12 protein-coding genes are annotated in these 15248 nt (G+C 66.5%); 4 read left to right on the plus strand and 8 right to left on the minus strand.

The features are described from left to right. From AB4Z27_RS20660 to AB4Z27_RS20670, 3 genes are all read left to right on the plus strand, one after another. The coding region (locus AB4Z27_RS20660) for an LWXIA domain-containing protein (RefSeq protein ID WP_441645139.1) at positions 1-1941 on the plus strand (1941 nt) is incomplete at its 5' end. A 90-nt stretch (positions 1942-2031) separates the two neighbouring features. Then, the gene (locus AB4Z27_RS20665) at positions 2032-2787 is read left to right on the plus strand and encodes a sulfite exporter TauE/SafE family protein (RefSeq protein ID WP_441645140.1); all 756 of its coding nucleotides are present in this window, start codon (positions 2032-2034) and stop codon (positions 2785-2787) included. Positions 2788-3026: 239 nt separating this feature from the next. Further along, positions 3027-3530 (plus strand): RcnB family protein, encoded by a 504-nt coding sequence (locus tag AB4Z27_RS20670; protein ID WP_255370904.1) that lies wholly within the window; start codon positions 3027-3029, stop codon positions 3528-3530. A 70-nt stretch (positions 3531-3600) separates the two neighbouring features. Here the strand turns inward: AB4Z27_RS20670 and AB4Z27_RS20675 are convergent, their stop codons facing one another. The 8 genes from AB4Z27_RS20675 to AB4Z27_RS20710 form a co-directional block, all read right to left on the minus strand. After that, positions 3601-5052: a Fic family protein gene (locus tag AB4Z27_RS20675; protein WP_441645141.1), complete on the minus strand. Its 1452-nt coding sequence runs from the start codon at positions 5050-5052 to the stop codon at positions 3601-3603. Positions 5053-5332: 280 nt separating this feature from the next. Beyond that, complete coding sequence (prmB, locus tag AB4Z27_RS20680; RefSeq protein WP_092297570.1) at positions 5333-6223, minus strand: 50S ribosomal protein L3 N(5)-glutamine methyltransferase; 891 nt, start codon at positions 6221-6223, stop codon at positions 5333-5335. Between the two features lie 60 nt (positions 6224-6283). Then, positions 6284-7435 (minus strand): succinyl-diaminopimelate desuccinylase, encoded by a 1152-nt coding sequence (gene dapE, locus AB4Z27_RS20685; protein WP_092297573.1) that lies wholly within the window; start codon positions 7433-7435, stop codon positions 6284-6286. A gap of 22 nt (positions 7436-7457) precedes the next feature. After that, positions 7458-7805 (minus strand): arsenate reductase, encoded by a 348-nt coding sequence (locus AB4Z27_RS20690; RefSeq protein WP_092297576.1) that lies wholly within the window; start codon positions 7803-7805, stop codon positions 7458-7460. Positions 7806-7810: 5 nt separating this feature from the next. Beyond that, positions 7811-8170: a hypothetical protein gene (locus tag AB4Z27_RS20695; protein ID WP_244844656.1), complete on the minus strand. Its 360-nt coding sequence runs from the start codon at positions 8168-8170 to the stop codon at positions 7811-7813. A 93-nt stretch (positions 8171-8263) separates the two neighbouring features. Continuing rightward, positions 8264-9091 carry a 2,3,4,5-tetrahydropyridine-2,6-dicarboxylate N-succinyltransferase gene (gene dapD / locus AB4Z27_RS20700; protein ID WP_092297582.1) on the minus strand — a complete coding sequence of 276 codons (828 nt, stop codon included), beginning with the start codon at positions 9089-9091 and terminating at the stop codon, positions 8264-8266. 68 nt (positions 9092-9159) lie between these two features. Next, entirely contained in the window at positions 9160-10365 is a 1206-nt protein-coding gene (gene dapC, locus AB4Z27_RS20705; protein ID WP_092297585.1) for a succinyldiaminopimelate transaminase, read from the minus strand. Positions 10366-10440: 75 nt separating this feature from the next. Beyond that, the gene (locus AB4Z27_RS20710) at positions 10441-11280 is read right to left on the minus strand and encodes a ferritin-like domain-containing protein (protein ID WP_092297588.1); all 840 of its coding nucleotides are present in this window, start codon (positions 11278-11280) and stop codon (positions 10441-10443) included. Between the two features lie 451 nt (positions 11281-11731). On the opposite strand from AB4Z27_RS20710, the gene smc reads away from it, so the two are divergent. Next, positions 11732-15247 (plus strand): chromosome segregation protein SMC, encoded by a 3516-nt coding sequence (gene smc, locus AB4Z27_RS20715; protein ID WP_092297592.1) that lies wholly within the window; start codon positions 11732-11734, stop codon positions 15245-15247. Position 15248 lies beyond the last annotated feature (1 nt).

Consider the following 15248-nt stretch of genomic DNA (forward strand, 5'->3'; position numbering starts at 1 on the left):
GTGGGCATCGCCAATGACGAGATGACCGGCTTCATGGTGCAGGGCGAGCGCGAGGCGCTGCGCACGGCGGCGGGGCTCGGCTTCAACACGCTGAAGACCTTTGGCCCCGACGACATGACGGTCTCGGGCCGGCCCACCGTGGTCTACGAGCGCTACGCGGCCAGCTCCCGGGACYTGTTCGGCAACAAGGCCATGCACGGGGTGCCCGATCSGCGCACTGAACTGCTGAACGGCAAGTCCCTGCGCGACCTCGACCATATCCTGGACACCATGGCGGACCGCCACGTCTATCTGGGTGACGTGGAGTTCAGCATCCACCCGGACGGCACCGTCAAGGTGGCAGACCTGACCAGCGTGGAGCTGAAGGTGGATGACACGCAGGGCAGCGCCCATGCCGACATCGTGGCCCGCATGCGCGAGGTGGCGCGCGCCAACGAGGCTGCCGGGCAGGGCGGCGCGGCCCAGCGGCGCACCATCACCCATGGTCCCGCGACCCCGCCGGCSGGCGAGAATGGCCCGCGCCCGTGGAAGATGGCCAAGACGATGACGGTGTCCACGGTGGGCACCTTCGCGCTTGGCACGCTGGCTGGCGTGGCGACGTCCGCGGCGCACGTGAACCCGGTGCTCAGCAGCGCGACCTGCTTTATCTACCGCGGCAGCGTGGCGGCGGGCCGGACCCTGCACACCCTGCGGATCAACGCGCGGGCGGCGGACCCCACGCCGGCCAACATCGCCTATCTGCGCAGCCGGCTGCACGGCYGCTCCGCCGATGCGTGGGGCATCCACGCCAAGGACCAGGACGTCTTCAAGACCGCCGTGGACACGCTGGAGGCCCACACCCACGGGGCGAAGAAAGACGCCCCGGACCGCGCCACGCAGATTCAGGACGCGCAGGCGACCATCAAGACCGTCGGCACCAAGCTGCTGAACCCCGATACCGTGCCGGGCCGGCTCAACGACACGGCGCAGATCGGCACGCTGGCGGTCAACAACAGCAACACGGCGATCTGGTTCATGCAGCACCATCTGCCGGCCGACAACCCGCTGACCTACAGCAACGTGGCGTTCCTGGCATCGAACACGGTGCTGAGCACGCTGAACATCGGCACGCGGCTCGGACATCACCTGGGCGGCAAACCCACGGTGCTGCTGTCTGCCCAGATGCGCAAGTTCGTGATGAACGGGTACGCGCTCGGCACGATTCCGCTGGCCGTGGCCGATGCCATGAACACGCCGGGCGTGGTGGGCATGATCGAGGCGGCCGGCATTACCGTGTTCGGCGTGGGCGCGCACCTGCAGTCGCGCGTGGACCGGAACGCGGTGGTGGGCGAGAAGAACCGGCTGGCGCTGCAGCAGGACCCCAAGACCGGGCTGCTGCCGGCGCAGGGCTGGGCGGAGGGCAAGTGGAATGTCTTCGGCCGGGCCATGCCACGCGGGCTGGTGCTGCTGGGGGCGGGCGTCATCGTCAATTTCGTCGCCAAGATTGCGGTGGAGCTGACCAAGGACGATGACAAGGACGGGGCGCCGAAGCCGGGCGGGACGCCGACTGTGGCGCCGACTTCGACGCCAACCCCCACCCCGGACGCCTCGCCGTCCCCGTCGCCATCCCCCTCGGGCACGAAGCCGCCCGCCGAGACGCCGCCGGACACCCGGCCGGAGACGCCACCAAGGACGCGGCCCACATCGCCGGAAACCGTGCGCGTGCAGCCGTACCGGCGTGGCAACGAGGCCGTCTCGACGCTCTGGGGCATCTCGCGCGCGCATCTGGACACGCTGCTCTCCGACGAACAGAAGGCCGAGGCGCGCGAGCAGGCCCTGCCGCCGGACACGCAGGTGGCCGACTTCGCGCTCCGCGAGTTGATCAACCTCAATCCGAAGTACAAGCTGGCGGAGAATCCCGGGCATATCGAGCCGGGCTGGGAGTTCGACGTGACCCGTTAGGGTGAGGAGGGGCGCGTGAGGGATGTGGCGGGTGGCGACGACGTTACAATGCCGCTTCCCTTCGCCCCGTTACGCCCCTTCCGCCCCCCCATGTCCGTCGATCCGGTCGTCATCCTCATTGCCCTCGGCGCCGCCGTTGCCGGCTTCGTTCAGGGCCTGTCCGGGTTCGCGTTCGGCATGGTCGCCATGTCGTTCTGGGCATGGGGCGTGGATCCGCGCATGGCGTCGGCCATGTCGGTGTTCGGCGCGCTCACCGGGCAACTGCTGGCCGCGTTCACGGTCCGCCGCAAGTTCCATCTGGCCACCGTGCTGCCGTTCCTGATCGGCGGGGCGGTCGGCATCCCGATCGGGGTGTCGATCCTGCCGAAGCTGGATATCCACCTGTTCAAGCTCTGCCTCGGCATCATCCTCGTGATCTGGTGCCCGATCATGCTGTTCTCGGCCAAGCTGCCGCCCATCCGTCGCGGCGGGCGGCTGGCGGACGCCGTGGTCGGTGGAATCGGCGGCATTCTGGGTGGCATCGGCGGGTTCACGGGTATCGCGCCCACGCTCTGGTGCACGCTGCGCGGCTTCGACAAGGACACCCAGCGCGTGGTGATCCAGAACTTCAACCTCGGCGCCTTGATGGTGACGATGGCCGTCTACATCGGTACCGGCATCGTCACCCGGGACATGCTGCCGATGTTCGCCATCGTCGCCCCGGCCATGCTGATTCCCACGCTGCTCGGCACGCGGGTCTATCTGGGGATCAGCGACATCATGTTCCGYCGCATTGTGCTGACGCTGCTCACGGGCTCGGGGTTGGCCATGCTGGCGGCCTCGGTGCCGCAACTGCTCACCCGCTGACCGGCCGGGGTGGCAGTTGCTACACGCCCGCGCCGTTTTTACCGGTTGCCGTGCAGAAAACGCATATCGCGGCAGGCCACATCTTCCATCCGGTAAGTGATTGAAATCATTCGGGAAAACCGCCTCGCGCCGACGGCTGGGCGGGTATATGCCGATGCGGGCCCCGCAATTGCTACTAAGCTGATTTGGGGGCTGCCCGCGCCCGGGCGGCCTGACGTTCCATCTGTGAGGAGATCACGATGAAAACGAAGTTGTTAATAACCTCCCTGGTGGCGGCAGGCATGCTGGCCGCACCATTCGCGATGGCGCAACAGAGCCAGGGCCAGATGCCCGGCCAGACCCAGCCATCCGGCCCGACACCCATGCCCGCACCGGGCCAGGCTGGCGCGACGCCGCCATCGGCCACACCAATGCCACCTGCCTCGCAGGGCAAGCCACGCAGCACTGCGCCCGCACCGAAGAGCCAGGGCATGTCCCAAGGCGGGACGTCCTCGGATTCCATGAGCAGTTCGGGCCGCACCGGCTCGCAGCCGATGGGTGCCCAGTCGCCCTACGCGCCGCAGAAGTGGAACAAGGGTGACAAGCTGCCGGCGGAATTCCGCGACCGCCAGTACGTCATCGACAAGTACAAGGATTACAACCTGCCCGCACCGCGCAAGGGCTATCACTGGGTCGGCGTGGGTGCCGATTACTACCAGGTGTCGTCCAACGGGACGATCTACTCGGTGGGGCCGGGAGGCTGAGTGGTCTGCTAATGAGTAAACAGCTAATTAGTRAACAGCAGGGCAACGGGCACGTCGGCGTGCCCGTTTTTCATGGTGCGACTGGATCGGACTCGTCCGAAAAGAACACGTCCTTGACGGCGGCCTCGATGGCGTCGAACGCGGCCGGCTGCACGCGCAGGGCCAGTTGCTTGCGCCAGCGGTTGGAAACGCGGCCTTTCTCGCGGAAGCAGCTCGAAACCAGCGTGGCAAGGTCCGCGTTGCGGATGTCGAACTGTGCATCCACACGCTTGGCCACTTCGTCATAGCCGATCAGGAAGCGCGTTTCGGCTTCCAGGTCGTGCTCCAGGGCCTCCCGGACCATGCGCACGCCGAATTCCACGCACGACGTGGCATCCCAGTAGCGATAGGGCGTGGCCCCGGCGCTGGTCTCGCAATCGAACTGTTGATCGCCCAGCACCCGCACCCGCCAGAGCGCGCGCACCGGCTTGGAGAAGCTCTCCAGCGCGGCGAGGTAGTCGGCTTCATGCCGCTTGATGGCCACCGAGACCGGCAGCAGGAAGCCTTTGGCCATCTTGCCCGAGCGGCACAGCGCGTGGTGGATCAGGAAGCGCGAGAGCCGCCCGTTGCCGTCCATGAACGGGTGGATGAAGACGAACCAGAACGACACCACGCTCGCCACGATCAGCGGGTCCACGTTGGCCGGCGGATCGTTGGCGAAGTCTTCCAGCGCCTGCATCAGGCCGGGCACGTCGTCCGGCACCGGCGGCACGTAGGTGACGGACGCCGGCCCGTTGCCGCCCCGGCGCAGCCAGTTCTGCTCGGTGCGGTACTGCATCGCCTGGTCGAACGGGTTGGAGATGACATCGTTCTGGAGTTCGGTCAGGTACTCCTCGCTCAACGGCCGCTTTTCATGCGCGTGGCGCAGCAGCTGGACGAAGCGCTCGGACTTGTCCTGCGTGGCGCTCTCCCGTTCGATTTCGAACGAACTGTCGGTCTCGCTCAGGTAGGCCCAGTGCAGCGCGCGGTCCAGGATGTCCGGGCCGACTGAGGCGATAAAGGCGTCCATGCGCCCGAAGACGTCCATGTCGAGAATCGACTGGATGGTCTCGGTGCGGCGCACGGTGACGCAGTAGTCCAACTCGCCCAGCCCGTTGAAGCGCACGCGCCAGCGCGGATGGAGCTTGCCCGGCGCGGCGGTGTAGTAGCGCRCCGGGTCGAACAGATTGACGTAGGGAACCTTGTCGGAGAGGGTGGGCGTGAGCGTCTGGCCGGTGAAGTGCTCCCACAGCATGGCCGCGATACGCCCGAAGCGGCTGGTGGGGTGCAGGTCCAGTTCGGCCTGCATTTCCGCCTGCGGCACCTGGGGCAGCGCCTGGGACAGGATGGCGAGGTTCACGCCCTCGTGCTTGATGGCGAAGAGCGTATGGGCGAGGAGTGGGGCGTCATCGGACGGCGCCACCTTGCGCGGGAACAGGATGGCGTCGGGCATCTCCAGGATGCGCGTCGTGGCGCCCGAGCGTGCCTCGCGGGTCACGGGCACCAAGGGTGACGTGAGGTGGTTCCGGACCCACGCATAGCCAACCTGCCGCATGTGATGCACGCCATTCCCYCCAATGTGATCAATAAGACCCAACAAAATTCGCGCTAAACGCACAAATTTTATATTTGGAGGCCAGGTTGTCTACTTTTTTTTAGGGAGACCGGGAAAACTTAGAAAAACCGTCGTTTCGCGGCCCCGCCGCCCACCAAATTCGCGCTGAACGAACCGAATTTATATTTCGGCCGATTTTCCGCACAAAATTTTAGGGCGAGGCGGGATTTCAGTCAGGAAGTGCGTCGTAAGTCACCAAGAACACCTGTTCGTCGCCAGCGCTGACCGGCAGCCAGATGATGTCCAGGTTGGGGAAGGCCGTCTCGACGTTGGTCTGCTCGTTGCCGATCTCCACCACCAGCACGCCACCCGGATTGAGCCGCTTCTTCGCGCCGGCGATGATCCGACGCACGATGTCCATGCCATCGTCGCCCCCGGCCAGCGCGATGCGCGGTTCGGCCAGGTACTCCGGCGGCAGGTCGCGCATCGACTGCTCGTTGACGTACGGCGGATTGGTCAGGATGACATCGTAGGTGGCGCCCGACGGCAGCGGCGCGTACAGATCCCCTTCATACAGCGCGATGCGCTCGCCCATCTTGTAGTCGGCCACGTTGCGGCGCGCCACGGCCAGGGCATCGGGGGAGATGTCCACGGCATCGATCCGGGCGTTCGGCCAGACGTGCGCGGCGATGATCGGCAGGCAGCCCGACCCGGTGCAGAGTTCCAGCGCGGTGGTAATCCCGTCCGTCTCGCCCAGCCACGGCTCCAGGCCTTCCTGGAGCAATTCGCCGATGAAGCTGCGCGGCACGATCACGCGGGAGTCCACGTAGAAGCGCAGGCCGTGCATGAACGCCTCGTGCGTGATGTAGGCGGCCGGCACGCGCTCGGTCACGCGGCGCTCGATCACGTCGAGCACGGCTTGCACCTCTTCGGGCAGCAGGCGCGCGTCCAGGAACGGGTCGAGCGTGTCGAGCGGCAGGTTCAGCGTATGCAGCACCAGGTAGGCCGCTTCATCGTAGGCATTGGCGCTGCCGTGGCCGAAGGACAGCTTGGCGGCGGTGAAGCGCGAGACCGCCAGGCGCAGCAGGTCGCGGACGGTTTGCAGGGGGGAAGAGGCCATGGGAGACACCACAATAAGGATAAGAAAAGGGGCCGCCAGGGCCCCCGTCGTCGCTGCCGGTCAGGCGATCAGCCGTTCCAGCACGCCGCGGTAGACATTCTTCAGCGGCTCGATGAAGCGCACTTCCACATGCTCGTCGATCTTGTGGATGCTCGCGTTAGGCGGGCCGAACTCGATCACCTGCGGGCAGATCTTGGCGATGAAACGCCCATCGGAGGTGCCGCCAGTCGTCGACAGCTCGGTCTTGACGCCCATCTCGGCCGCGATGGCGGCGCTCAACGCGTCGGACAGGTCGCCGCGCGGGGTCAGGAACGGTTCGCCGCCCAGCGTCCAGTCGAGCGTGTACTCAAGGCCGTGCTGGTCGAGGATGGCATGCACGCGGGCCTTCAGGCCCTCCGGCGTGCTGGCCGTCGAGAAGCGGAAATTGAAGTCGATGGTCACGTGGCCCGGAATCACGTTGGTCGCGCCCGTACCGCCATGGATGTTCGACATCTGCCACGTGGTGGGCGGGAAGTACTCGTTGCCCTGGTCCCAGGTCTCGGCGACCAGCGTGGTCAGCGCCGGYGCGGCCAGGTGGATCGGGTTGCGGGCCAGGTGCGGATAGGCGATATGCCCCTGCACGCCCTTGACCGTCAGCTTGCCGGACAGCGAGCCGCGCCGGCCGTTCTTGACCATGTCGCCGAGGGTGTCCACCGAAGTCGGCTCGCCGATCACGCAGTAGTCCAGCCGCTCGCCGCGCGCCTTGAGGGCCTCCACCACCTTCACGGTGCCGTCGTGCGCCGGGCCTTCCTCGTCGCTGGTGATCAGGAAGGCGATGGAGCCGGCGTGGGCCGGGTGCTTGGCCACGAATTCCTCCACGGCGACCACGAAGCCGGCGATGGAGGTCTTCATGTCCGCCGCGCCCCGGCCGTAGAGCTTGCCGTCGCGGTGGGTGGGCTGGAACGGGTCCGATTGCCACTGGTCCACCGGGCCGGTGGGTACCACGTCGGTATGGCCGGCGAAGGCCAGCAGCTTGCCCGCCGTGCCCGCCGTGCCGCGCTTCACCGCCCACAGGTTCGTCACGCGGAAGTCGTCGGGGCCGCTGACGAGGTTTTCGCACACGAAGCCGAGGGCCTTCAGGCGGGATTCCAGCACGGCCTGGCAGCCTTCGTCAGCGGGCGTGACGGAGCGGCGGCGGATCAGGTCTTCGGTCAGGGCGAGGGTGGGGTTCATGATGCGGTGGCGGCAGGAAAATTCAGAAAAGTGCGGCGTAGCCGTCGGCGGAAAAACCCACGCTGACCTGGCCGTTGCGGTCCAGCACGGGCCGCTTGATCAGGGACGGACTGGTTTGCATCAGCGCGATGGCGCCGGTTTCGGACTCGGCACTGGCCTTGTCCGCGTCGGACAGCGCGCGGTAGGTGGTGCCCTTCTTGTTCAGCAGCGTGGCCAGTGGCACGTGCTTGAGCCAGGCGCGCAGCAGCGTTTCGTCCACGCCTTGCTTCTTGAAGTCGTGGAACGTATACGGCACGCCGTTCGTGTCGAGCCAGGTGCGTGCCTTCTTGACGGTGTCGCAGTTCGGAATGCCGTAGAGCAGGACAGTCATGGTGATTATCGGAACAGCAGGTTGAGAGCGATGACCAGCCCGCCCAGGCCCAGCGCCACGCCGGTCATGGCCACGGCGGTCATCAGCCGCAGGCGGCGGTCCAGCCGGGCGGCTTCCTTGCGCAGCGCCTCGATGGTGATGGCGTGCTGCTCGGCCAGCAGCTTCACGGCCTCGGCCTGCTGCATGGCCGCCATTTCCAGTTCGGCGATGCGGGCGGCGGGGTCGCGCGGCTCCATCGTGCCGCCGATGTCCGGCTCGTCCTTGCGGCGGCCCTTCTTGATCTTCTCGATGGTCTTGTTGGCCTGGTCGAGGATGGTAGGGAGCAGGGAGAGCACGGTGCTGACAGTGGCGGGGTCTAGGGCCATGAGTCGCTTGCGGAGGGAGGGCATGGGCGAATCGGTTCGCCGCCGGCCATCCTCGACGAGGATGGCCGGCGGCGCTGCGGCGGCTTGTGCGGATCAGTCGCCGCGCAGCAGGTCGTTCAGGCTGGTCTTGGCGCGGGTTTGCGCGTCCACCTTCTTCACGATCACGGCGCAGTACAGGCTGTACTTGCCATCCTTGGACGGCAGGTTGCCGGCCACCACGACCGAACCGGCCGGGACGCGGCCATAGTGGATCTCGCCGGTTTCGCGGTCATAGATCTTGGTCGACTGGCCCAGGTACACGCCCATCGAGATCACCGAGTTCTCTTCCACGATCACGCCTTCCACCACTTCCGAGCGCGCGCCGATGAAGCAGTTGTCCTCGATGATCACCGGGTTGGCCTGCAGCGGCTCCAGCACGCCGCCGATGCCCACGCCGCCCGACAGGTGGACGTTCTTGCCGATCTGCGCGCACGAACCCACGGTGGCCCAGGTATCGACCATCGTGCCTTCATCCACATAGGCGCCGATGTTCACGTACGACGGCATCAGCACGGCGTTCTTGGCGATGAACGAACCACGGCGGGCCACGGCGGGCGGCACCACGCGGAAACCGGCGCGGGCGAAATCGTCGCCGGTCCAGTTGGCGAACTTGGTCGGCACTTTGTCGTAGAACTGTGCGAAGCCGCCAGCGGCCATCGGCGCGTTGTCTTCCAGGCGGAACGAGAGCAGCACGGCCTTCTTGATCCACTGGTTGACGACCCATTCCTTGCCTTGCTTTTCGGCCACGCGCAGGGCGCCGGCGTCGAGCTGGGAGATCACGTTGGCCACCGCCTCGCGGATGTCGTTCGGGGCGGACTTGGGCGACAGGCTGGCGCGGTCTTCCCASGCCTGGTCGATCAGGGCTTGCAGTGCTTGCGTCATGGTCGTTTCTTTAGTGGTGATTGTTCAGGTARTTGTTCAGGCAAAAGCGTTGGTCCGCCGGAGCGGGATCAGTGCCCGCCCAGCGACTTGCAAAATTCGACGATCCGGCGCGCGCCTTCCACGCAYTCGTCCGGCGTGGCCACCAGGGCCATYCGYACGCGGTTCTTGCCCGGGTTCACGCCATGGGCGTCGCGCGCGAGGTAGCTGCCGGGCAGCACGGCCACGTTCTGCTCGGCCAGCAGGCGCACGGCGAAGTCGGTATCGGACAACCCGGTGCGCGAGACATCGGCCCAGAGATAGAAGGCGGCATCGGGAAGTGTCACATCGAGCACTTCGGCCAGCATCGGCGTCACGGCGCTGAACTTCTTCACGTACGCCGCGCGGTTCTCGCGCACATGGGCCTCGTCGTTCCACGCGGCCACGCTGGCGGCCTGCACGGCAGGGTTCATGGCCGCGCCGTGGTAGGTACGGTATAGCAGGAATTTCTTGAGAATTGCCGGGTCGCCGGCCACGAAGCCCGAGCGCAGGCCCGGCACGTTCGAGCGCTTGGAGAGGCTCGAGAACATCACCAGTCGCTCGAAGCCGCGGCCCAGCTTGTGGGCGGCTTCCAGCGCGCCCAGCGGCGGGTTGGCTTCGTCGAAATAGATCTCGGAATAGCATTCATCCGAGGCGATCACGAAGCCGTGGCGATCGGACAATTCGAACAGTTGCTTCCAGTCCGCCAGCGACATCACGGCCCCGGTGGGATTGCCCGGCGAGCAGACGTACAGCAACTGGACGTCTTGCCAGGTCTCGGCGCCGATCTGGTCGAACGCGGGCGCAAAGTTGCGTGCCGGGTCGCTGTTGGCGAATACCGGCTTGGCGCCAGCCAGCAGCGTGGCGCCTTCGTAGATCTGGTAGAACGGGTTCGGGCACAGCACCAGCGGGTTGGGGCGGCTGGCGTCCACCACGGTCTGGGCGAAGGCGAACAGCGCCTCGCGCGAGCCGGTCACGGGCAGGACTTCCGTGGCGGCGTCCACTTTCGGCAGGCCGTAGCGGCGTTCCAGCCAGCCGGCGATGCCCTGGCGCAGTGCGTCGGTGCCGGCGGTGCTCGGGTAGCTGGCCAGTCCGGCCAGCGACGCGGTCATCGCCTGCTTGATGAATTCGGGGGTCGGATGCTTGGGCTCGCCAATGCCGAAGCTGATGGCTGGCTTGTCGGCGGGTTTGACGTCCGCCACCAGCACGCGCAGTTTCTCGAAGGGATAGGTCTGGAGCAGGTCGAGGCGCGGATTCACGGTGGCAGGCAGGCGGGGCGGTTGAAACCCGGCATTATAAAGGAATGCCGCCGACGCCCCGCGTGCCGGCTTCGCTTAATAAAGCATCACTCGCGACACCGTGGCCACCAGCGGCCGGCGGATGAACCGCTCCAGCGCCGCGTTCAGGTGCAGCGGACGCAACAGCATCTTCACCGTCATCTCGAGCGGCAGGTTCCGGCGCACCACGGCGCTGCACTGGGAGTTCAGCGCGCGCACGTCGCGCTCCGGCACGTCTTCCTGATTGCGCTCCACCCGCAGTACGTTGCGCAGCGCGATCTCGGCATCCTCGTTCTTGATTTCGAGCAAACGCCGCGCCAGCGCGCCCAGCACCCGGGCGCGCCCAATCCGCTCCTGCCCGTTCAAGGCATTGAAATAGCGGAAGAAATGCTTGTAGTGGCGTACCTCGTCGTTGGCGATGCGGCGCGTCAGGTCGCGCAGCACCGGCTCGTCGCTGGCCTGCTCCAGCGCGCGGTAGTAGGTGGCCGTGCCGGTCTCGACCACGCAGCGCGCCGCCATCTCCAGCGCGTGCGACCGCTCGAAATTGTCGATCGAGCAGGTCTTGCTGTATTCGTCGAAGAAGCGCTGGTAGCCGCGCGGCCAGTCGAAYTCCGGCCAGACATGCTCCACGTAGCGGCGCAGCGCGAAGCCGTGCTGCAGCTCCTCGGATTCCCAGTGCCGGGCGAGCCACGTGGCGGCCTCGGGCACATGGGCGTAGTAGGTGGCGAGGTTGCCTGCGTAGGTGTCGGAGCCGCTTTCGATAAACGATGCGGCGACGAGCAGGTAGAACAGCGTACGGTTGTCGCGCACCTTTTCCACGTCGATGGACGCGTAGTCGATGTCGGACACGGACCAGGGCAGGTCGTCCCGTTCCGGGGTCGCTTGGCTTACGGTCATGCACAGATCTCCAGGCAAATCGCGACCTGCAGGCGGCGTGTGACGGCCGGATGACGGTCGAGCGGCGGGGAGGGCGCTTCGCGCCGGAGGGGCTCCGGGGTCACGCCAGCATTCCAAGAGACTAGCACTAACCCTAGGAAGTTTCTTTTGGATTTGCCGCGTGGGCGTCGCATCGCGGTGTTGCGGTCACGCAGCAGCCACCTCGAAACCGCTTGCATGAATAGACGCAACTCGTGGAAAAGCAAGGATTTTCCGGGCGGGGAATGGGAGGTCCGAAACGCCGCCCATCGGGCGATAAAGCGGCCGGACGAACGGTGCGCGATGGTATGATTACCGCCAATCTAATCGGGCCCCAACGGGTCGCATGAGACGTAGACGTCACGTCGCGTCGAGCGCCTCCGGGGCAGCCCGGCTTTTCCAACATTCGTAACGCCCAAACCACACGACAACCGTGCGACTGTCCTCGATCAAGCTGGCGGGCTTCAAGTCCTTCGTCGATCCCACCAATTTTCAAGTGCCCGGCCAACTGGTCGGCATCGTCGGTCCCAACGGCTGCGGCAAATCCAACATCATCGACGCCGTGCGTTGGGTGCTGGGTGAGTCACGCGCGTCCGAACTGCGTGGCGAATCCATGCAGGACGTCATCTTCAACGGTTCCACCGCGCGCAAGCAGGCCGGGCGCGCCAGCGTGGAACTGGTGTTCGACAACGCCGAAGGCCGCGCCGCCGGCCAGTGGAGCCAATACGCCGAAGTGGCCGTCAAGCGCGTGCTGACCCGCGACGGCACCTCCTCGTACTACATCAACAACCAGCCGGTGCGCCGGCGCGACATCCAGGACATCTTCCTKGGCACCGGCCTCGGGCCGCGCGCCTACGCCATCATCGGGCAGGGCATGATCTCGCGGATCATCGAGGCCAAGCCCGATGACATGCGGATTTTCCTGGAAGAGGCCGCGGGCGTCTCCAAGTACAAGGAACGCCGCCGCGAGACCGAAAACCGCCTGGGCGACACGCGCGAGAACCTGACCCGCGTGGAAGACATCCTGCGCGAACTCGGCGCCAACCTCGACAAGCTGGAAGGCCAGGCCGAGGTGGCCCAGCGCTTCAAGACGCTGCATGCCGACGGCGAGGAAAAGCAGCAACTGCTGTGGCTGCTGCGCAAGCGCGAGGCCCAGGCCGAGCAGGAGCGCCATGCGCGCGCCATCGAGCAGGCCCAGATCGACCTGGAAGCCCAGACCGCCCAGCTACGCCATGTGGAAGCCGAGCTGGAGACGATGCGCGCGGCGCACTACGCCGCGTCGGACGGCATGCACGCCGCACAGGGCGCGCTGTACGAAGCCAATTCCGAGGTCAGCAAGCTCGAAGCCGAGATCCGCTATGTGGTGGAGTCGCGCAATCGCGTGCAGGCGCAGATCGCCGCGCTGACCACCCAGCGCGAGCAATGGCAGGGCAAGGCCGAGCAGGCCACCGAGGAACTGGCGCAGGCCGAGGAAAACCTCGCCCTGTCCGAGGCCCGCACCATCGAGGCGCAGGACGCCGTGGCGCAGAAGTCCGACGAACTGCCGACGCTGGAAGGCCAGTGGCGCGATGCCCAGCAACTGCTGAACGAGCAGCGCGCCGGCATCATGCAGGCCGAGCAGACGCTGAAGCTCGAGGCCGCCCAGCAGCGCAGTGCCGACCAGATGCTCCAGCAGCTGGAGCAGCGCAAGGAACGCCTGTCACTGGAAGACAAGGGGCTCGACCGCCCCGACGAGACCCGTCTGGAAGAACAACGCGGCGAACTGGCCGAGCAGGAAGCGATGCTCGAGGAAGCCCAGGCCTTGCTGATGGACAGCGAGGACCGCGTGCCGCGCCTGGACGGCGAGCGCCGCAGCGCGCAGGAGCGCGTGCAGAGCGAGGCCGCCGCCATCGCCGCGCTGGAAGCCCGCCTCTCCGCGCTGCGCCAGCTGCAGGAAAACGTGCAGACCGAAGGCAAGGTCCAGCCGTGGCTGGAGCGCCATGGTCTGGCCGAGCTGCCGCGCCTGTGGAAGAAGGTTCATATCGAGCCGGGCTGGGAAAACGCGCTCGAATCCGTGCTGCGCGAGAAGTTGGCCGCACTGGAAGTGTCCAACCTGGACTGGGTCAAGGCCTTCCTGTCCGATGCCCCGCCCGCCAAGCTGGCCTTCTACTCGCCGCCGTCCGCCGCGCGGCCCGTGGACGCGCCGGCCGGCCTGCGTCCGCTGATGTCGCTGGTGCAGATCACCGAGCCGGGCATCCGCGCGGTCATGCAGGACTGGCTGGCCGACATCTACACCGCCACCGACATGGCACAGGCGCTGGCCGGGCGCGGCACGCTGCCCGAGGGCGCGCAGTTTGTCGTCGCCGAAGGTCACCTGGTGGGCCGCAACGCGATCCAGATCTACGCTGCCGATTCGGAGCAGGCCGGCATGCTGGCCCGCGAGCAGGAAATCGAAAACCTGCAGAAGCAGGCGCGCGCGCAGATGCTGCTGTCCGACGAGGCCAAGACCCAGGCCGTGCGCGCGGAGTCGGCCTACACCCAGGCCAGTCAGGCGCTGGCCGAGGCCCGCACCCGTGCCGAGCAGGCCACGCGGCGCGTGCACACGTTGCAGATGGACGTGCTCAAGCTGTCGCAGGCGATGGAGCGATTCTCCGCCCGGAGCGGCCAGATCCGCGAGGAACTGTCGGAGATCGAGGCCCAGATCGAGGAACAGCGCGCCGTGCGTGCCGAGTCCGAGGCGACCTTCGAGCAGCACGACACCCAGCTGGCCGAGATGCAGGCGGCCCACGAAGACCACCAGATGGCCTTCGAGGCGCTGGACGGCAAGCTGACCGGCGCGCGCCAGCAGTTGCGCGATTTCGAACGGGCTGCGCAGGAGGCGGTGTTCGGCGAGCGCAATCTGTCCGGCCGCATCGACGAACTGCGCCGCAAYATCCAGATGGCGGCGGACCAGTCCGAGCGGATCGCCGAATCGCTGGAAAACGCACGCGTCGAGCTTGAGACGATCAACGAGCAGACCGCCCACACCGGCCTGCAAGAGGCGCTGGAAGTSCGCGCCGAGAAGGAAGAGAAGCTGTCGGCGGCGCGCATCGAGCTGGATGCGCTGTCCGCACAGCTCCGCCAGTTCGACGAACAGCGCCTGGCCGCCGAGCGCAGCCTGCAGCCGCTGCGCGACCGCATCACCGAGTTGCAGCTCAAGGAGCAGGCTGCGCGCCTGAACCAGGAGCAGTTCACCGAGCAACTGACGACCGCGCAGGTCGACGAGGTGGCGCTGGCCGAGAAGCTGACCGGCGACCTGAAGCCGTCCTACCTGCAAGGCGAGGTCACGCGTATCAACAACGCGATCAACGCGCTGGGCCCGGTCAACATGGCCGCGCTCGATGAACTGTCCGCCGCGCGCGAGCGCAAGACCTTCCTCGATGCCCAGTCGGCCGACCTGAACGACGCCATCAACACGCTCGAGGACGCCATTGCGAAGATCGACCAGGAGACGCGCGCGCTGCTGCAAGGCACGTTCGACCAGGTCAACCATCACTTCGGCGAGCTGTTCCCGCAGCTGTTCGGTGGCGGCCAGGCGCGCCTGATCATGACCGGCGAGGAAATCCTCGATGCCGGCGTGCAGGTGATGGCCCAGCCCCCGGGCAAGAAGAACTCGACGATTCACCTGCTGTCCGGCGGCGAGAAGGCGCTGACCGCGATTGCGCTCGTGTTCGCGATGTTCCAGCTCAACCCGGCGCCGTTCTGCCTGCTGGACGAGGTGGACGCGCCGCTCGACGATGCCAATACCGAGCGCTACGCCAACATGGTGGCGCACATGTCCGACAAGACCCAGTTCGTGTTTATTTCTCACAACAAGATAGCGATGGAGATGGCCCACCAGCTGATCGGCGTGACCATGCAGGAGCAAGGCGTGTCGCGGATCGTGGCGGTGGATATGGATGCAGCAGTGTCTATGGCGGAGGCCGCTTGAG

It is taken from the genome of Cupriavidus sp. KB_39 (assembly GCF_052114485.1).
Classification (GTDB): Bacteria; Pseudomonadota; Gammaproteobacteria; order Burkholderiales; family Burkholderiaceae; genus Cupriavidus.